Genomic DNA, 18,642 nt, shown 5'->3' on the forward strand with positions numbered 1-18,642 from the left:
CGGTTCTGGCCGCCCCCTCAGGCAACATCTTGGCGCTGACACAAATTTGCAATGGACAGCGCTTCATATTTGTAGTCTATTGGTAATAGACCAAGGACGCAATTGGTCTTATATAGATTGTGGGAAGGCAATCTGGACCGGATTGGATGGGGGAAAATTATAATGGTTAAGGGGCCTGCCAAGACACATCGGATTCGCCACAGCCTGCTTTACGGCATCTGCGGTGCAGCACTGGCTAGCGCGCTTACTCTTCCCGCCGCAGCGCAGGAAGGCGGCGCGCCGGTATCGGCGGACGAGGAAAACGCGGACGATATCGTCGTCACCGGCATTCGCGCCAACCTCGAATCGGCCCAGAACCGCAAGCGCAACGCCGACACGGTTGTCGATTCGATCACGGCCGAGGATATCGGCTCCTTTCCCGACAAATCGGTCGCCGAGGCGTTGCAGCGCGTGCCCGGTATCACCGTGGTTCGCTTTGCGGGCACCGACGACACCTCGCACTTCTCGGCCGAGCCGTCGGGCGTCATCGTTCGCGGTCTCAGCCAGGTCCGCTCCGAATTCAACGGCCGCGACACATTCAGCGCCAACTCGTCGCGCGGGCTCAGCTGGCAGGACATTTCGCCCGAACTTCTGGGCGGCATCGATACCTACAAGAACCAGACCGCCGACATGATCGAGGGTGGTATTGCGGGCACCGTCAACCTGCGCACCCGCGTGCCCTTCGACCAGGACGGGCGCCTGATCTCGATCTCGATCAAGAACACCTATGGCGACATTGCGAAGAAATCGACGCCGGAGATCTCGGGCATCATTTCGGACCGCTGGCAGACGGGGATCGGCGAGATCGGGCTGATGCTCAACGGAGCCTACTCGCATGCGGTGACGGCCAGCCAAGGTATCCAGTTCGACCGCATGGCGATCTTCGACGGCGTGTTCGGTCCGGGGAAGCAATATATCCCCAGCGGCATCTATATGCGCGACAATGAATATGACCGCAAACGCTATGGCGTCTCGGCGGCCTTCCAGTGGCGCTCGAACGACGGCGATATGGAACTGACCGGCCAGTATCTGCGGTCGCAATATAACAACAGCTGGCGCGAACATGCGATCTACTCGAGCGCCTTCAGCATCTACGGCCAGCCGAGCGACTATCTGGTCACCGACCCGACGCTCGTGAATCCGCTGACCGGCACCGCGCCGTTTCAGTTCGACGACGACGGCAATTTCCTCAGTGGCTGGTGGTCGGCGCCGCGTCCCTATGTCGGCGAGGGCGACGCCAACCTCGGCCTTGGCGTCAACGAGGATGGCGAGGCATTCTTCAACCGCTGCTACGGCTGGGAAGGCTGCGTTCCGCAACAGCGCGCGCCGCAGGTCGATACCGCCGCCAACGCGTTGAAGAACAAGCAGATCACGCAGGATTTCGGGCTCAATTTCCGCTGGGATGTTTCGGACCGGCTGCGCGTCACGCTCGACGGCCAATATGTGGACGCCAGTGTGAAGAACTATAACGCATCGGTCACCGCGCGCAGCTTCGCCGACACCTTTGTCGACCTGGCGGGCAAATATCCGCGGCTCGAATTCCTTCCCAATCAGGCCGAGAATATCAACCTGTCGAACGGCGGGCTGAACAATCCCAACAATTATTTCTATTATGCGATCACCGATCACACCGAGGACAGCGACGGCCAGGAAGTCGCGCTGCGCGCCGACGTCGAATATGACGTCGATTCGGGCTGGCTCGATGCGATCAAGGTCGGCGCGCGCTATGCCGACCGCGACCAGACGGTGCGTTGGGGCGCCTATAACTGGGCGAACATCTCGAATACCTGGACCTTTACGCAGGCGCCCTATTTCAACATCGACAGTCCGGCCTATGCGCCTGGCACCAGCGGGCTCCACACCTTCAGCGGCGATTTCTTCGCCGGCAACCAGATCAACCACAACAGCTTCGCCTTCTTCAACATGGATATGTTGTCGGATCGCGAACAACTCGCGGCGGCGCTTGGCCGTCCGTCGATCGGTGTCGGCGATTATTATCCCGTCTGTTCGGGCGAGGGGTATCGCGGTGCCGAAACGATCGAAAAATCCTTCGGCTGCTATTTCCCGAGCGAAGTCCACCGCGTCAGCGAGCGGACCGTTTCCGCCTATGCGATGGCGAAGTTCGGCGGCGACAGCCTCGCGATCGGCGGGGTGCCGATCTCCGGCAACGTCGGCGTCCGACTGATCTGGACGCGCGACGATACGGTGGGGGCGACCACGCTGCCCAACCCCTTCACCCCCACCGCGTTGCTCTGCGAACGCGGCACCGATCCGGGCACCGGCCTGCCAACCGCCTCCTCGGGCTGCGTGGTCACGCAAACCGAAATCGACTTCGGCAATGGCGCAACCGTGGCCGACACCACCAAGGTCAATCATTTCCATGCTTTGCCGAGCTTCAACATCAAGTTCGACCTGACCGACAAACTCGTGTCGCGCTTCGCCTATTCTCGGGCGATGTCGCGACCCGATTTCGGCCTCTTGCGCAACTTCCTGACCGTGAACCGCCTGACGCCGAACCTCAACGACCGGTCTGACCCCAATGTCACGCGCGATGCCGATGGCAATGCGATCGCCTATGACTGGCAATATACCGGCACATCGGGCAACCCTGGGCTGAAACCGATGACGGCCGACCAGTTCGATCTCACGCTCGAATATTATTTCGGCCGGTCGAGTTCGTTCACCGCGACGGGTTTCTACAAGAAATTCTACGACTATATCCAGGCGGGCTCGTTCAACGTCGATGTGACCAACAATGGCGTGACCGAAGACGTCCGCGTCAACCGGCCGGTCAACGGCGACGGCGCGAGCATTTATGGCGCGGAATTCGCCTTTCAGACCTTCTTCGACTTCCTGCCGGCGCCGCTCGACGGCTTCGGGGTGCAGGCCAACTACACCTTTGTAAAGAACGACGGGATCGAGACGGTCAACCTGACCAACGAAACCGCGGGCGGCACTGCGGGCGGCGGCATCAGCTATGACACGTCGACGGTGAAGGCCAAGGCGCTCGAGGGCATCTCGAAGCATAGCTACAACCTCGTCGGCATGTATGAAAAGGGGCCGCTATCGGCGCGTGTCGCCTATAACTGGCGTTCCAAATATCTGGTGACCGCGATCGACTGCTGCGTCGGCTTCCCGATCTGGCAAAAGAGCACGGGCTATCTCGACGCGTCGCTTCGTTTGCGCGCGACGGCGAATATCGAGTTCGTTCTGGAGGGCACCAACCTGCTCGGCACCGATACCGTGCTGATGCAGCAGGTGGACTCGGACGGCCTGCTCAAGCCGAACGCCTGGTTCAAGAACGACCGCCGCTATCAGCTCGGTGTGCGGCTGAGCTTCTGACAAGGGGAGCGGCGCCGGTTCCTTCAGGGGACTGGCGCCGGCTTTCTCTGGCGCTAAGCTGGATCCTGTATGGGGGATAAATTCGAACTGGTGATTGTGGGCGGCGGGACGGCCGGCTGGATGTGCGCTGCGGCCTGCGCCGCGAAGCTCGACCCCACGCGTTTTCGTGTCCGCCTCGTCGAATCGGAAGAGATCAGCACCGTCGGCGTCGGCGAAGCGACGCTGCCGCAGATGAAGGATTTCAACGACTTCCTCGGGCTCGACGAAGTCGAGTTCATGAAGGCGACACAGGCGAGCTTCAAGCTCGGCATCGAGTTCGTCAACTGGGGACGCGAGGGCGATCGCTATATCCACCCCTTCGGCACTTTCGGGCGCCCGATCGGCGAGGCCGATTTCTTCAGCTACTGGATCCGCGCGCGCCGCGCCGGCACCGCCGCGCCGCTCTTCGACTATTGCTTCCCGATCGTCACCGCGCTGCAAAACCGTTTCATGTTGCCGAACGGCGACGCGGGCGACGTGCGCAATGCCTTCGCCTACGCCTATCATCTCGATGCCTTTCTCTACGCGCGCACTCTGCGCGGCTGGGCCGAAGCGCGCGGGATCGAGCGTGTCGAGGGGCGGATCGTCGAGGTCGAACGGGATGGCGAAAGCGGCGACATTGCGGCGGTGAAGCTCGCGTCGGGCGCGCGCGTCGCGGGCGACCTGTTCGTCGACTGCTCGGGCTTCCGCTCGCTGCTGCTGGGCGGGACGCTCGGCGTCGAGCTCGAGGACTGGTCGCACTGGCTGCCGTGCGACAGCGCGCAAGCGGTGCCCTCGGTGCGTTCGCAAGACTTCACGCCCTATACGCGCTCGACGCGGCGCGAGGCGGGCTGGCAATGGCGCATCCCGCTCCAGCACCGCACCGGCAACGGCTATGTCTATTCGAGCGCCGATATTTCGGACGACGAGGCGGCGGCGACCCTGCTCGCCAATCTCGACGGCGAAGCGCTCGCCGATCCGCGCGTGCTGCGCTTCAAGGCGGGCAAGCGCAAAAAGGCGTGGGCTGCCAATTGCATCGGCATGGGCCTCGCGGGCGGCTTCCTCGAGCCGCTCGAATCGACGAGCATCTACCTCGTCCAGATGGCGATCATGCACATGCTAACGCTGATGCCGTCCGAACGCGCGATCGATCCCGCGCTGCGCGCCGAGCTCAATCGCGTGATGGACGTCGAATATGATCGCATCCGCGACTTCCTGATCCTTCACTATATCGCGAACGAGCCCGACGCGCCGCTCTGGCAGCGCGTGACGGCGATCGATCTGCCCGATACGCTTGCAGGCAAGATCGATCGCTTCCGCCATCGCGGCCATGTCCAGGCCTATCGCGACGGCCTGTTCGGGCCGCCGAGCTGGCAGGCGGTGTTCGTCGGGCAGGGGATCGAGCCGAGCGCCGCTGACCGCCTCGCCGACATATTGCCCGCCGCGACGGTGAACGAGCGGCTCGCGAACCTGGCGGCGACGATCGCCGACGCGGCGGCGACCGTGCCGTCGCATGCCGACTTCATCGCGGGTTACTGCCCGGCGCCCGCACCATGACGCATTCGGTTCAGCAGGTAGTCGTTTATGGCGGCGGCGTTGCGGCGGCGATGGCGGCGCTAGCGGTCAGCCGCGCCTATGCCCGGCTCGGAACCGATGTCACATGGATCGACACCGGCGAAGAATCGCCAGCGCATGCCGCACTCATCGCACCGCCTGATCTGGCGACCTTCCACCGTCTGCTCGGTATCGACGAAGCCGCATTGACCGCCGGCGCCGCCGCGACGATCAACATGGGACAGCAATTCGCGGGCTGGTCGGGCGGCGACGACGCTTTCCTCCACGCCTATGGCGACGCCGGCATCGCCTTCGCCTCGCTGCCCTTCGTCCAGCACTGGACGCGCGCGCGGGGGGCAGGCTTGCGCGTCGCGCTCGAGGATTTCTGCCTCGCCGCCGCCGCCGCGAAGCAGGGCCGCACCGGCGCACCGCGCGAAGCGGCGACGCGGCAGGCGGTGAAGGCGGGCTGGCATCTCGATGCCCCCGGCTATGTCCGGCTGCTCCGCGCGGCGTGCGAGCAGGCGGATATTCGCATCGTTTCGGTTGCGCGGGCTGCGGTCCATGCGGCCGGTGGCCGCCTCGACCGGATCGACCTCGCCGATGGTGAGCGACTGGATGCCGACCTGTTTATCGACACCGACGGCGCGCTGATCGCCGCGCTCGATCCCGACGACGATGTGACGCGCCGAGGCTTCTGCGACCGGATCGTCCGCGCGTCGGTGCCTGCCTTCGATCCGCTGCCGCTCTACAGCCGCGTCGCCGCGCATTCCGCCGGATGGCTGACGATGATCCCGCTTGCGAACCGGACCGCGATTGAATTTTGCTATGACGGCCGGCTGCTGTCCGACGCCGATGCACGCGCCGCGCTTTCGGCGGCCATCGGACGCCCGGTGGACGCCGCTCCGCCCGCGTCGCTCGCCACCGCCGCGCGCCCGCGCCCGTGGATCGGTAACGTCGTCGCGGTCGGTCGCGCGGCGGGCGCCGCGCCCGCGCTCGACGGCGCCGAATTGCTCCTGCTCCAGCTTGCGATCGCACAGCTGGTGCTGCTCTGGCCGATCGATCGCGCCGCGATGCCGGAGGCCGATATCTATAATGAGGAACTTGCCGGCACCCGGGCGCGCGTCGGCGATTTCACCGCGCAGCATTTCCGCCTCAATGCCCGCGTTGGCGAGCCCTATTGGGACGCCGCCCGGACCGCGCCGGTCTCGGACGAACTCGCGTCAAAGATCGACCTTTTTGCCGCCCGCGGCATGTTCGCGCATTTCAATCACGAGGCGTATGTCGAGGATAGCTGGGCGCTCGTCATGGCGGGGCATGGCGTCGTTCCGCGCAGCTTCGACCCGCAGGCGCTGCTCGTCGACGAACAGGCGTTGATGGCCGAATTTCAGCGCCAGCTCCGCGCCGTGGCGAGCGAGGTGCACGCGATGGAAACCCACGCCGAAGCCCTGCGACGGATACGCCGATGAGCGCGCGCCAGCGCCCCGTGCGGCGCATCGTCATCGTCGGCGGCGGCAGCGCGGGCTGGATGACGGCGGCGGCGCTCGGCCGCGCGCTGTCGGGGCAGTCGCATGCCATCACTCTCGTCGAATCCGAAGCGATCGGCACCATTGGGGTCGGCGAGGCGACCGTGCCGCCGATCCACGAATTCAACCGCTACCTGAAGATCGATCAGGCCGAATTCCTTCGCGCGACGCATGGCACGATCAAGCTCGGCATCGAGTTCGATGGCTGGGGCGGCGAGGGGCACCACTATTTCCATCCCTTCGGCTATTTCGGCATCGAAATGGCGGGCATCCACTTCCATCATTATTGGCTGCGCCATCTCGCGGCGGGGGGCGATCCCGACCAGGCGCCCTACAACCTCGAAACGATGGCCGCGCGCGCCGGCCGGTTTGCCCCCGCAACGCGCCACGGGCCGGTGCATCACGCCGTCCATTTCGACGCCGCCGCCTATGCCCGATTCCTGCGCACCTATGCCGAGGACAAGGGCGTCGTGCGGATCGAGGGCAAGGTCGCCGACGTTAGCCTCGATCCCGAAGACGGTTTCATCACCGCGATCGAAATGGACGACGGCCGGACGATCGAGGGCGATTTGTTCGTCGACTGCTCGGGCTTTCGCGGCCTGCTGATCGAAGGTGCTCTCCAGACCGGCTACGCCGAATGGAGCCGCTGGCTACCGTGCGACAGCGCGGTCGCCATGCCGTCAGAAGGCGAGGGCGACCCGGCGCCCTTCACGCGCTCGACCGCGCGCGAGGCGGGGTGGCAATGGCGCATCCCGCTCCAGCATCGCGACGGCAATGGCTATGTCTATTCGAGCGCGCATCTGGGGCATGACGAGGCCGAGACGCTGCTGCGCGCGCGCCTGCCCGGGCCGGCGCTCGCCGACGCCAACCGGCTGCGCTTCACCGCGGGGCATCGCAAGGAGATCTGGAACCGCAACTGCGTCGCGATCGGGCTCGCGGGGGGCTTTCTCGAGCCCCTGGAATCGACTTCGATCCACCTGATCCAGACGACGATCATCCGGCTGCTTTCGCTGCTGCCGCGCGATGCGATCGATCCCCGTGTCGTCGCGCGCTTCAATCGCGATGCCTTGCACGAGTATCGGACGATCCGCGATTTCGTGATCGCCCATTATGCGCTCGCGAACCGCAACGACACGCCATTCTGGCGCGACGCCGCCGCGGCAGGTATGCCCGATACACTTGCCGAGCGGATCGAGGCGTTCCGCGCCACCGGCAACATCTTGTTCGAGCCCGGCGACCTGTTCGGCCCGACCAACTGGCATGCCGTGCTGACCGGGCAGGGGGTGCGGCCGCAAAGCTGGCACCCGATCGCCGACGGCCTCTCCGCTGACGAACTGGCATCACGCCTCGGGGCGCTGCGCGGCCGCGTCGCCGAGCAACTCGCCGAGCTGCCGCCTCACATCGCGTTTCTGCGGGGGCTGGGTTAGCCGTTGAGCTCCGCCACGACGTCATAAGCATCGCCGCGATAATAGCTTTGCGTGAACTCGGCGGTGCGCCCGTCGGACAGGAAACCGCGCCGTTCGATGAACAGCCCGGGCGTTCCCGCCTCGATCCCCAGGATATCCGCCTGTTCGGCGGTAAAGGCGACCGCGCGCAGCCGTTGCAGCGCGCGCACCGGCAGGTGTCCCGCCGCTTCCAGCGCTTCGTACAGCGACGCACCGACGGCCTCGACCGACGGCAGGCAGTACGCGGGGATCGTCGCATATTCGAGCGCCATCGACGTGTCGTCGGCGTAACGGATGCGGTGGAACCGATAGACGAGCGATCCCGGCGACAGGCCGAGCGACAACGCCTCTTCGGGGGTCACCGCGCCCGCGGTCTTGCTCACCCATTTGCTCGTCGGCCGCCTTCCGCGCGACTTCATGTCCTCCGAAAAGGAGGTGAGCTTCGAAAAGCTTTTTTCGACGCGCGGCCGCGTGACGAACGTCCCCGCACCGCGGCGGCGCGTGACGATGCCGTCGGCGACCAGCCCGTCGATCGCCTTGCGCACCGTGATGCGCGACACGTCGAATTCCTCGGCGAGGTCGCGCTCGGTCGGGATCGCTTCTTCGGCCTTGACGACCTGCCCCTCGATCGCGTCGCGCAGGATTTTCTGCAACTGCAGGTAAAGCGGTGTCGGATCGTCCTTCTGGAGCGGACCCACGCGTTCGATCAATGACAAGGACGATGCTCCACTCGATGGCTCCGGCATGCCGGTCGATAGGACCAGCCATAGCGCAGCATGTGTTGCATTGGTATCCTTGCGTCAACCTTGTTGCGACTTATTCGCGCGAAAGCCCTTCTTTGATGGCGGTCGTCAGCGCGTGATCGGGCGTATCCTGCGACAATTCCCACACCATCACGCCGCCCGCCTTTTCGGCGGCGAGTCGCGATTTATTGGCGATCGCGGCGGGGCTGTTATAGCTGATATAGCGGCACCCGGCGCAAAGCTCGCCGATGACATCGGCTTTGGTCGCATTTATGCCATGTGCGGCGGCAAGGTCGCGATAGGACCAATTCGCCTTTTCGCCGCCGAATCCATAGCCGTAAAAAGGGACGCCGAGGACAAGGCGGTCCGGCGCGACGCCGCGCGCCAGCCACAGGTCGAGATCGCGCGCGGCCATCGCATAGCTGCTGTGCTCGGTTCCTGCTTGGCCCCAACTCGGCCCGATCGCGTCATAGGACATGATGTTGACAAGATCGAAATAGCGGATTGAGCCCACCGGGATCATCCCACCTTCGTAAGAAGCGGTCGCGCAGGTCAGCAGTTTGCCACGCGCCTTCATCGCTCCGGAGAGCGCCGCGATAAACGGGGTATAGTCGCCGGCGCGGTCAATCTCGGTCAGCAGCTGTCCTTCGATGTCGATATCGATGCCGTCGAGTGCCAGCGTATCGGCTAGCTCGATCAGCGCTGCCACCGTCGCAGCGCGCCGCTCGGGCGCGAGCAAGACCTTCCAGTCCCCCGAACAGCTTGGAATCACGCCACCTGCGGTCGAGATCAGCACTTTCGCGCCGCTTGCCTGCAGCATCGCGACGGTCGCGCGCAGCGCCTCGACCGACAGGTTGGCGCCTTGTTCGTCGCTCATGCACGTCATCCGCCCGTCGCGAACGAAACGCCCCTCGGCATCGGGATTGGCGAAGGACAGGTTGAAGTGGGTGAAGGCGGACAGGTCGGATCGCGCGATCGACATCTCCAGCCCCTTGAACGCCGCGAGATAGCCAACCACAACGGGGCGCGGCGGCTTCGCGGCAGCGAAGCCCGGTGACAATATCAATGTAAAACCAATCAGGATCGATGCAATGAAGCGAAAAGTCTCATTTGTCGTCATTTTGCCATTTTTCCTTTCAATTCTGTCGAATCTGAAAGGCGTTGACCCGCCCGCGACTGCATGACAAATTAGATACAAATTGTCGAGCGGGAGAAAAAGCATGCGGGCTGCGGGTTGGACGGCAATGGCGATGGCGGCACTCGCCGCGCCGCAGCTACTGGCGGCGGAAGCGCCGTCGCAGACATCGCTCGACCGCTTTGCCGACACGCTCGGCTACCAGCTCACCATGGTCGATAACGGCCCCGAATGCCCGGCCGGGATCGACGCCTGCTTCCTGTCGATAATCACGCTGACGCTGCCCGAGACGCTTCCCGCCGATCTGCCCGCAAAGGGGCTCTCGCTCTATTTCAGCTTCGTCAACCGGCTGCCGCTCGTCGAAAGCGACATCTTCACGCACCGGCTGGTCAACGGCGACGTCCAGCAACTCGTGCTCAAGCCCGGCGCCGCGCTGCGCCCCGGCGCGAAACATGAAATCAGGCTGTGGGGCGTCGGGTCGAACTTCTCGAAGGCGTTCGGCATGCCCAACGCCTATCTGGTGGCCGACGGGCTCAGGCCGCGCACGATCGCCGCGACCCGCGCGGTGATCGATCCCGGGACGGGTCTCGAAATCCTGCCCTTCGTTGCGCCGATGACCGACGAGGCAAAGCTCGCGACCAAGAGCGACGCCGACAAGACGCGCTGGCTGACCGCCGAGCGCACGTTCGATCTGCAGGCCGGGCGGCTCGCGCCCGAGGCGAAGGGGATCGTTATCCTGCCGAAGCCCGCAAAGGCCGTGCAGGGCAAGGGAACGGCCGTCGATCTCGGCCGCGGCGTCGCGCTGACGCTGAACGGTGTCGAGCGCGGCGCCGTCGCACCCGCGCTCGCCGCGCTGGGCGCCCCCGAAACCGGCGCATTGCCGCTGACGATCCGGGTCGACCCCGCAGCGGCGCCCAAGGTCGAGGGCTATATCCTTGATGCCAAAGCGTCGGGCATCGCAATCACCGCGCACGACGCCGCGGGCGCGAGCCACGCGCTGCGCTCGCTCGCGCAGCAGGCGGCGTTCGAAAAGGGCAAGCTGACACCGTTGCACGTCGAGGACGCGCCCGAATATGGCTTCCGCGGCCTGCACATCGATCTGGGCCGTAACTTCCACAGCCGCGACGAGATTTTGAAGCTCGTCGAGGCGATGGCGACGTACAAGCTCAACAAGCTCCACCTCCACCTCGCCGAAGACGAAGGCTGGCGCATCGAAATCCCCGCGCTCCCCGAACTCGCCGAGATTGGTTCGAAGCGCTGCCATGATCCCGAAGAAAAGACCTGTCTCCTGCCGCAACTCGGGGCCGGACCCGACGGGACCGGCAGCGTCAACGGCTACCTCTCCACCGCCGACTATGTCGCGATCGTGCAGGCTGCGGCGGCGCGGCAGATCGAGGTGATCCCGTCGATCGACATGCCCGGCCACAGTCGCGCGGCGATCAAGGCCATGGAACTGCGCCATGCCCGGCTGAACGCGGCGGGCAAGACGGCCGAAGCCGCGGAATATCGGCTGATCGACCAGGCCGACACGACCGAATATCGCAGCATCCAGAATTATAACGACAATACGCTGAACGTCTGCCTGCCTGCGACCTATCGTTTCGTCGATACCGTCGTCGACGCGCTCGCCGCGATGCACAGAGAGGCAGGGGCGCCGCTCAAGACCTTCCACCTCGGTGCCGACGAGACCGCGGGAGCCTGGGTGGGTTCGCCGGCGTGCAAAGCGATGATTGCGGAGAATGGCGGCGATGCCGGCAAGCTCACCCCGCGCTTCATCGAACGCGTGAGCGAAAGCCTCGCCGCCAAGGGTTTGAAAGCCGGCGGGTGGAGCGACGGCATGGGGCATACCGAAACCGCCGCAATGCCGCAGGCGGTCCAGACCAACATCTGGGGCGTGCTCCACACCGGTGCGATCCGCGAGGCGCATGATCAGCTGAACCGCGGCTGGAACGTTGTGCTGTCGATCCCCGACCTCGGCTATTTCGACATGCCCTATGCGCCGCATCCCGACGAGGGCGGTTATGATTGGGCCTCGCGCGGGGTCGATCCCTATCAGGTGTTCGGCTTCATGCCCGAAAACCTGCCCGCCAACGCCGCGACGATTCGCAGCATTTACGCCGAAGGCAAACCCATCGAGGACAAGCCCGTCCTCCAGCCCGGCCACCGCGTCGCGGGCCTTCAGGCACAACTCTGGAGCGAGACGATCCGCACCGACGCGCAGGTCGATTATATGCTCTTCCCCCGCTTGCTTGCGCTTGCCGAGCGCGCGTGGAGCCCTGCGCCCTGGACCCCGGCCTATCAGGCGGGCGCCAGCTATATATGGGCCGACCCGCGCGTCGATGCCGCCCGGCTCAAAGCCGGTTGGCAGGATTTCGCCGGACGCACCGCGGCGCAATTCCCGATGCTCGAAAAGATCGGTGTCGCCTATCGCGTTGCGCCGCCGGGCGCGCGCATCGCGAACGGCAGGCTCGAGGCGAACAGCATGTTCCCCGGTACGACAATCGAGTATCGGGTCGAAGGCGGCGCGTGGACGCGCTATGCCGGGCCCGTCGCGGTCGGCGGCGCGGTCGACCTCCGCAGTCGTTCCGCCGACGGCAAGCGCGCCAGCCGGACGGTGCGGGTCGAACCCGCCCGCTAGGGGCAGGGGAAACGAAGTGAGCGGGACGCTGGACGAAATCGCCGGTAGCGATCATGCCGCAATCGCGCGCGCCGTGGCGGCAGCCGAGCGCCCCGTCATCCTCCGCGGCATCGCCGCCGACTGGCCCGCCGTCGCCGCCGCGCGCGAAGGCGACGTGGCTATCGCGGCCTGGCTCGCCGCGCGCGACACCGGCAACCCGCTCACCGTGCTCGTCGGCCCGCCCGAAGCCGGCGGGCGCTATTTCTATTCGGACGACATGCGCGGGGTGAATTTTCGCAGCGAGAAAATGCCGATGGCCATGCTCGTCGAGCAGCTGCTCGTGCTGCGCGAGACCGCCGACGCGCCGAGCCTCTACGCCGGGTCGACCCCGACGCCCGAGAGCGTCGCGAGCTTTGCCGCCGAAAACCCGCTGCCCGTCGACACCGGCGTCGATCCCCGCATCTGGGTCGGCAACGCTAGCCGCATCGCTCCGCATTACGACATGGCTGCGAACATCGCGGTCGTCGTCGCGGGACAGCGGTGCTTCACGCTGTTCCCGCCCGAACAGATCGCGAACCTCTATGTCGGTCCGGTCGAACGCACGATCGCGGGCCAGCCGACGAGCATGGTCGACCCAGACCATCCCGATCATGCGCGTTACCCGCTTTATGCCAGGGCCGAGCGCTACAAGCTCGTCGCCGACCTTTTGCCCGGCGACGCCATCTATATGCCGCCGATGTGGTGGCACCATGTGCGCAGCGACGGCGCGCTCAATGTGCTCGTCAATTATTGGTTCGGCAAGCGGCAGGACCGTTTCCCGTTCGCCGCGCTGATGCTTGCGATGCACTCGATCCGCGAACTCCCCGATACCGAGCGCGCCGCCTGGAAAAGCTGGTTCGACCATTATGTCTTCGGCGAAGGCGCGACGCATGCGGTCGATCACCTGCCGCCGCACGCGCAGGGCGTGCTCGGCCCGCCGTCGCCGCAGCGCGACCGGATGATTATCGACTATGTCGTCGGCATGTGTCGCAGCGGCGGGAGCACTGCCTAACCCCCGGCACGGCCGAGGACGGTAATCGTCGGCCATTCGCCGCCCGTCTCGACCGCCGCGTCAATCCCGTACACCGCGCGCAGCCGCGCGGCGGTCAGTACCTCGGCGGGCGCGCCGTCGGCGACGATCCGCCCGCTGTCGATCAGCAGTAGCCGGTCGCAATAGCGTGCGGCGAGCGTAAGGTCGTGGAGCACCGCGATCACCAGCCCGCCGCCTGTCGCCTCGGTGTGAAGCATATCCATGACATCGATCTGGTGACGGGGGTCAAGGCTCGCGAGCGGTTCGTCGGCGATCAGCGCGGGCGCCTCGACCGCCAGCGCGCGCGCGAAGAGCACCCGAGCGCGCTCGCCGCCCGACAGCTCGGTCGCGATCCGGTCGCGCAGGTCCAGCACGTCGGCGCGCGCCATGGCGCGCTCGATCGCGGCGTTGTCGGCGTCGGCAATCCGCGACATCGGCGCAAGGTGGGGCAGGCGCCCCAGCCCGACGAGCCGTTCGACCGTAAGCGGCCAGTGGAGCGTCTGGCCCTGCGGCACATAAGCGACGCGCCGGGCGAGGTCGGCACGCGGCATCGCCGCGACATCGGCGCCATCGACTTCGACCGTTCCGCTCGCGGGCACCAGCGCGAGCATCGCGCGCGCAAGCGTCGACTTGCCCGCGCCATTGGGGCCGACGATCCCGGTCAGCGTCCCCACGCCAAACGCCGCGCTGACACCGTGCACCACCGCGCGCCGGCCGAGCGTGACGCCGACGTCCTTCAGCGTGATGGTCACCATAGCCGGCGCTCCCGCATCAGGTGGACAAGGAAGACCGGCACCCCGAGGAACGCCGTGACGACGCCGAGCTTCAGCTCGTTCGTCGTCGGGATTATCCTCACGCCCAGGTCGGCGAGCGTCAGCAACGCCGCGCCGCCGATGGCAGAAGGTAGCAGGATCGCCGACGGGCTGCGGTCGGTCAGCGGCCGGATCAGGTGCGGCACGATCAGCCCGACAAAACCGATCGCGCCCGTCACGGCGACCGCGCCGCCAACCCCGATCGCGGTGCCGATCAGCAGCCGCAGCCTCGTTTTCTGAAGGTCGGTGCCCAATGCCTGCGCCGCATCCTCGCCGAGCGTCAGCGCGTCGAGCGCGCGGCCGTTCCACAGCAGCATCGCCGCGCCGATCGCGATGCACGGCAGTGCGATCCAAACATGATCGAACGACCGGTTCTCGAGGCTGCCGAGCAGCCAGGTCATGATCTCCATCGCCGCAAAGGGATTGGGCGACAGGTTGAGCGCAAGGCTGGTTCCCGCAACCGCCAGCGTCCCGACCGCGATCCCCGCCAGGATCAAGGTCAGCGGGCTCTCGGCCTTGCCCGCCAGCACGAACAACAAAGCGAGCGACACGAGCGCGCCTCCGGTCGCGAGCAGCGGCAATATGATCGGATGGATTTCGGCCAGCCCGAAATAGATCGCTGCGACGCCGCCGAGCGCCGCCGCGTTCGACGTGCCGAGCACCGACGGTTCGGCGAGCGGATTGCGCAGATAACCTTGCAGCGCCGCCCCTGCGAGCCCGAGCATCGCGCCGACCGCGAGCGCCAGCACGGTGCGCGGCAGGCGCAGGTCGAACAATATGATCGACGCCACCTTGTCGCCGCTGCCCGTCGCGGCGGCGAACAGCCGGGCGACCGACAGGTCGACCGCGCCGAACAGCAAAGATGCGACCGCGGCGACCAAGGCCAGCGCCGCCAGCGCCGCGATCAGCGACCAGCGTGGCGGGGCGAAGCGGTTCACGATCGGCCCCCGTCGAGGCGCACGATCTGCGCCGCCATGCTGCGCGCCGCCTGCGTGTAAGCGGGGCTGGCGCACACCGTCCACGCCTGCGGCATGCTGATGCGCGGAATATCCTTCAATGCCGGATGGTGCAGCATTTCGCTCCCCTGATCGGTCACCTTGTCGGTCGCGCTTTCGACGATCAGATAATCGGGCTGCGCCGCGACCATCTCCTCGATGCTCAGTTGCGACAGCGGCGGCTTGCCGAGCTTGCCGGCAAGGTTGACCAGCCCGACGCGCATCATCAGCTCGTCGATCAGCGTGCCGGTGCCCGTCATATAGCCGCGGCGCTGATAATAAGCGGCGACGCGGCCGCGGCCCGGTTTGGGCAGGCCGGCCAGTTCGCCCTCCATCCGTGCGACCAGCGCATCGCCACGTTCGGGATGGCCGATAGCAACGGCGGTCTGGCGGATCGACGCATAGATTCCGCCAAGCGTGTTCGCGGTGTCGAGGTCGAGCAGCGGATAGGTCTGTTCGGGCAGCGCGCTGAGCGCCGCGCTGCGGCTCGCGGGCATGCCGACGATCAGATCGGGTTCGATCGCCAATATCTGCTCGGCCGAATTGCTGAGCTGCGGGATGCCCTGCGCCTTTGCTGCCTCGCCCGACATTTCGGCATCGGTGGCATTTTTCGTCAGCCCCGCGATCTGCCCCTTGTCGGCGAGTGCGAGGACGAGCTGGTCGGCGCACAGGTTGATCGAAACGATGCGCTGCGGAACTCGGGGCGCTTTGGCGCGCGGCGCAGGGGAGGCCGCCCAAAGCAGCCCTGCGGCGCCGAGCAGCGCCGCTGCCGCCGCAAGACCGAGTCGCCGCATCAGAACTCGATTCCCTTCTGCGCCTTTACATTCTGTTCGCGAAACGGATGCTTCACGTGCACCATCTCCGTCACCAGGTCGGCCGCGTCGATCAGCGCTTCGGGCGCGTTGCGTCCCGTGATAACCACATGCGTCATATGCGGCTTCGCGGCGAGCGCATCGAGCACTTCACCCACCGGCAGATAATCGTAACGCAGCACGATGTTGAGCTCGTCGGCGATCACCATCGCATAGCTCGGCTCGGCGATCATGCGCTTCACTTCCTCCCAAGCCTCGCGTGCCACCGCGATATCACGCGTCCGGTCCTGCGTGTCCCAAGTGAAGCCTTCGCCCATCGGCTTGAACTCGATCAGATCGGGAAAGCGGTCGAACACCGCTTTCTCGCCGGTCGCCATCGCGCCCTTCACGAACTGCACGACACCGACTTTCATGTCGTGACCGATCGCGCGGACGGCCATGCCGAGTGAGGCAGAGGTCTTCCCCTTGCCGGGGCCGGTGTGGACGATCACCAGCCCCTTTTCGACCGTCTTCGCCGCGACCTTCTTGTTCTGCGCGGCCTGGATCTTCTTCATCTTCGCCGCATGTTCGGCGTCGGTGCGCGTCTTCATCAGAAGCGCGCCCGCACGCCGCCATAGGCGGCGCGGCCATAAGTGCCGTAATTGAAGGCGGTCGCATAATCGGCGTCGAACAGATTATCGACGCGGCCGTAAATCTCTAAATTCGGCCCGACCGGGACGGAGGCGCGGATGCCCGCCAGCGCATAGCCATCGAGCGGCACCGCATTCGCCGCATCGTCGAAGCTGTCGCCGACCATGGTCAGCGTCGCGCCGGTCGACAGGCCGAACGACCAATCATAATCGGCCGACAGGCTGACCGCATGTTCGGCGCGGCGCGGCAGGCGCTTGCCGTCGAACACCGCGCGTCCCGAGCGGTCGCGCGCATCGATATAGCTGTATGATGCGGTGACGTTCAGCGCGTCGATCGGCCTCAGCGCCAGCGTCGCCTCGACGCCCTTCGCGCGCGTGCGGTCGATATTGCCATAGGTGAAGGCCGTATTGTCATAATTGATCTGGTCGTTGGTGTTGCGCAGGAACGCGGTGAGCGAGACCAGCGCACGCCCGTCCGCGAGGCTCTGGTCGATCCCGACATCATAGCTTTTCGACCGTTCGGGGCGCAGCGCCGCATTGCCGCTGAAAGCGTCGTACAGTTGGTAAAGCGACGGCGCCTTGAATCCCTCGCCATAGCTTGCGCGCACATTGGTTGCGCCGTCATTCGGCGAATAATTGGCGTTGGCACCGAATGTCGTCGCGCCGCCGAACTGGCTGTGATCGTCATGACGGAACCCGCCCGTCACCGACAGCCCGGCGAACGGCTGGACGATGCCGAGCGCATAGACGCTGTCGATGTTCGCGCGCTGGCTGTCGGTCGATCCAAAGCCGAAGAAATCATAATCGGGGCGCTCATGCTCGTAACCGAAGATCAGCCTGGCCTGTTCGACGGGCGTCACCACGCCCTGATATTCGAAGCGCAAATTGGTGCCCGAATAGCCATAGTCGGGCGCAGTGCCGCGCATGAAATAATAATCGCGGTCGTTGCGCAGCCAGGTCACCGCGGCGCGGCTGGTGAAACGGCCGTCGAAGAGGCCGAGGTTTAGCCCCGCATAGCCGACATATTGGTCGAGCTTCGCGACGTCGGCGCTGTCCGCCGGCGCGCCGAAGAAGCTGTCATAATCGAGGTCGGCGTTGATATAATAGCCGCGCAGGTCGAGGCTCAGCGCGTCGCTGAACGCGACCTTCAACCGCGCGTTGCCGGCGAAATTCTTGTAACCGTCCTTCTCGGCGCCGACCGCCGCCGACGAAATGCCGTCGGTGCGGAAATAGGCGCCGCCGATGCCGCCCGAGATGCGTCCGGCGGTGCCCGACACATCGGCCTTGCCGGTGAAGCTGTCGCTATAACCATATTCGGCCGATCCCTTGGGGGCAAAGCCTTTAGCCGGGGTCGCGGTCGTCAGGCTGACGACGCCGCCGATCGCCTGGCTTCCGTGCACGACCGAATTCGATCCGCGCAGCACTTCGATCCGGTCGATATTGCCGGTCAGCAGGTGCCCGAAATCATATCCGTCGCCGATGCCGCTCGGGTCGTTGACCTTGACGCCGTCGATCAGCACCAGCGTCTGCGTCGTTTCCGCGCCGCGCAGAGATATGCTCGCCACCGATCCCATGCTGCCCGTCCGGCTGAACCGCACCCCCGGGGTCGTGGCGAGCAGGTCGACGACGTCGACCGACTGACGCGTCTCGATCGTATCGGCGTCGATGATGGTAATCGCTTGCCCCGCCTCGTCGCGGGGCTGTTCGATGCCCGACGCGGTGACGACGATATCGTCGCCGGTCTGCGCGAAAGCGGGCGTCGCCGCCGTCAGTGCGATCAAGGATAGGGTCGTGGATTTCAACATGGGAGGCCCCCGCACGCCGGCAACGAAGGCGGAGCCTGCCGAAACGCGAGCGCGATCGACCGATGCTGGCGTCGCAAGTGGCGTAAAGGCCTGCAACCCCGGCA

Annotated in this window: 13 protein-coding genes; 6 read left to right on the forward strand and 7 right to left on the reverse strand. The window is 65.6% G+C overall.

The genetic code is table 11. From position 1 onward, the window contains the following. Positions 1-162 precede the first annotated feature (162 nt). From VSX79_RS04185 to VSX79_RS04200, 4 genes are all read left to right on the forward strand, one after another. The gene (locus VSX79_RS04185; RefSeq protein ID WP_326914515.1) at positions 163-3,381 is read left to right on the forward strand and encodes a TonB-dependent receptor; all 3,219 of its coding nucleotides are present in this window, start codon (positions 163-165) and stop codon (positions 3,379-3,381) included. 69 nt (positions 3,382-3,450) lie between these two features. After that, positions 3,451-4,956: a tryptophan halogenase family protein gene (locus VSX79_RS04190; RefSeq protein WP_326914516.1), complete on the forward strand. Its 1,506-nt coding sequence runs from the start codon at positions 3,451-3,453 to the stop codon at positions 4,954-4,956. Next, complete coding sequence (locus VSX79_RS04195; RefSeq protein ID WP_326914517.1) at positions 4,953-6,419, forward strand: tryptophan 7-halogenase; 1,467 nt, start codon at positions 4,953-4,955, stop codon at positions 6,417-6,419. Before VSX79_RS04190 ends, VSX79_RS04195 begins: the two co-directional genes overlap by 4 nt. After that, the gene (locus tag VSX79_RS04200; protein WP_326914518.1) at positions 6,416-7,903 is read left to right on the forward strand and encodes a tryptophan halogenase family protein; all 1,488 of its coding nucleotides are present in this window, start codon (positions 6,416-6,418) and stop codon (positions 7,901-7,903) included. Before VSX79_RS04195 ends, VSX79_RS04200 begins: the two co-directional genes overlap by 4 nt. On the opposite strand, the gene VSX79_RS04205 is transcribed toward VSX79_RS04200, so the two are convergent. Further along, positions 7,900-8,637, reverse strand: a complete 738-nt coding sequence (locus VSX79_RS04205; protein WP_179499028.1) for a GntR family transcriptional regulator — start codon at positions 8,635-8,637, stop codon at positions 7,900-7,902. The two genes, VSX79_RS04200 and VSX79_RS04205, sit on opposite strands and share 4 nt — an antisense overlap. A gap of 100 nt (positions 8,638-8,737) precedes the next feature. Then, positions 8,738-9,784, reverse strand: coding sequence for a glycosyl hydrolase family 18 protein (locus VSX79_RS04210; RefSeq protein ID WP_326914519.1), 1,047 nt, complete (start codon positions 9,782-9,784; stop codon positions 8,738-8,740). 100 nt (positions 9,785-9,884) lie between these two features. Between VSX79_RS04210 and VSX79_RS04215 the strand changes: the two genes are divergently transcribed. Together VSX79_RS04215 and VSX79_RS04220 are read left to right on the forward strand one after the other, a co-directional pair. Further along, entirely contained in the window at positions 9,885-12,437 is a 2,553-nt protein-coding gene (locus VSX79_RS04215; protein ID WP_326914520.1) for a family 20 glycosylhydrolase, read from the forward strand. A 16-nt stretch (positions 12,438-12,453) separates the two neighbouring features. Next, a complete protein-coding gene (locus tag VSX79_RS04220) occupies positions 12,454-13,467 on the forward strand; it encodes a cupin-like domain-containing protein (protein ID WP_326914521.1) in 1,014 nt (337 codons plus the stop codon). On the opposite strand, the gene VSX79_RS04225 is transcribed toward VSX79_RS04220, so the two are convergent. The 5 genes from VSX79_RS04225 to VSX79_RS04245 are packed head-to-tail and all read right to left on the reverse strand — an operon-like array spanning position 13,464 to position 18,538. Then, complete coding sequence (locus tag VSX79_RS04225) at positions 13,464-14,240, reverse strand: ABC transporter ATP-binding protein (protein ID WP_179499034.1); 777 nt, start codon at positions 14,238-14,240, stop codon at positions 13,464-13,466. The genes VSX79_RS04220 and VSX79_RS04225 overlap by 4 nt on opposite strands. Next, the gene (locus VSX79_RS04230) at positions 14,234-15,235 is read right to left on the reverse strand and encodes a FecCD family ABC transporter permease (protein WP_326914522.1); all 1,002 of its coding nucleotides are present in this window, start codon (positions 15,233-15,235) and stop codon (positions 14,234-14,236) included. The genes VSX79_RS04225 and VSX79_RS04230 overlap by 7 nt, the downstream gene beginning before the upstream one ends. Beyond that, positions 15,232-16,086 carry an ABC transporter substrate-binding protein gene (locus VSX79_RS04235; RefSeq protein ID WP_326914523.1) on the reverse strand — a complete coding sequence of 285 codons (855 nt, stop codon included), beginning with the start codon at positions 16,084-16,086 and terminating at the stop codon, positions 15,232-15,234. The genes VSX79_RS04230 and VSX79_RS04235 overlap by 4 nt, the downstream gene beginning before the upstream one ends. Continuing rightward, positions 16,086-16,694, reverse strand: a complete 609-nt coding sequence (gene cobO, locus VSX79_RS04240) for a cob(I)yrinic acid a,c-diamide adenosyltransferase (RefSeq protein ID WP_326914524.1) — start codon at positions 16,692-16,694, stop codon at positions 16,086-16,088. The genes VSX79_RS04235 and cobO overlap by 1 nt, the downstream gene beginning before the upstream one ends. Further along, the gene (locus VSX79_RS04245) at positions 16,694-18,538 is read right to left on the reverse strand and encodes a TonB-dependent receptor plug domain-containing protein (protein WP_326914525.1); all 1,845 of its coding nucleotides are present in this window, start codon (positions 18,536-18,538) and stop codon (positions 16,694-16,696) included. The genes cobO and VSX79_RS04245 overlap by 1 nt, the downstream gene beginning before the upstream one ends. Between the last annotated feature and the right edge of the window lie 104 nt (positions 18,539-18,642).

The organism is Sphingopyxis chilensis, from assembly GCF_035930445.1.
Taxonomy (GTDB): Bacteria; Pseudomonadota; Alphaproteobacteria; order Sphingomonadales; family Sphingomonadaceae; genus Sphingopyxis; species Sphingopyxis chilensis.

What these genes read in the sequence shown, in the direction of transcription:
- cobO (WP_326914524.1), bottom strand. Translation starts at nt 16,694, where the DNA reads ATGAAGACGCGCACCGACGCCGAACATGCGGCGAAGATGAAGAAGATC.
- VSX79_RS04235 (WP_326914523.1), bottom strand. Translation starts at nt 16,086, where the DNA reads ATGCGGCGACTCGGTCTTGCGGCGGCAGCGGCGCTGCTCGGCGCCGCA.
- VSX79_RS04245 (WP_326914525.1), bottom strand. Translation starts at nt 18,538, where the DNA reads ATGTTGAAATCCACGACCCTATCCTTGATCGCACTGACGGCGGCGACG.
- VSX79_RS04185 (WP_326914515.1), top strand. Translation starts at nt 163, where the DNA reads ATGGTTAAGGGGCCTGCCAAGACACATCGGATTCGCCACAGCCTGCTT.
- VSX79_RS04195 (WP_326914517.1), top strand. Translation starts at nt 4,953, where the DNA reads ATGACGCATTCGGTTCAGCAGGTAGTCGTTTATGGCGGCGGCGTTGCG.
- VSX79_RS04190 (WP_326914516.1), top strand. Translation starts at nt 3,451, where the DNA reads ATGGGGGATAAATTCGAACTGGTGATTGTGGGCGGCGGGACGGCCGGC.
- VSX79_RS04200 (WP_326914518.1), top strand. Translation starts at nt 6,416, where the DNA reads ATGAGCGCGCGCCAGCGCCCCGTGCGGCGCATCGTCATCGTCGGCGGC.
- VSX79_RS04210 (WP_326914519.1), bottom strand. Translation starts at nt 9,784, where the DNA reads ATGACGACAAATGAGACTTTTCGCTTCATTGCATCGATCCTGATTGGT.
- VSX79_RS04225 (WP_179499034.1), bottom strand. Translation starts at nt 14,240, where the DNA reads ATGGTGACCATCACGCTGAAGGACGTCGGCGTCACGCTCGGCCGGCGC.
- VSX79_RS04215 (WP_326914520.1), top strand. Translation starts at nt 9,885, where the DNA reads ATGCGGGCTGCGGGTTGGACGGCAATGGCGATGGCGGCACTCGCCGCG.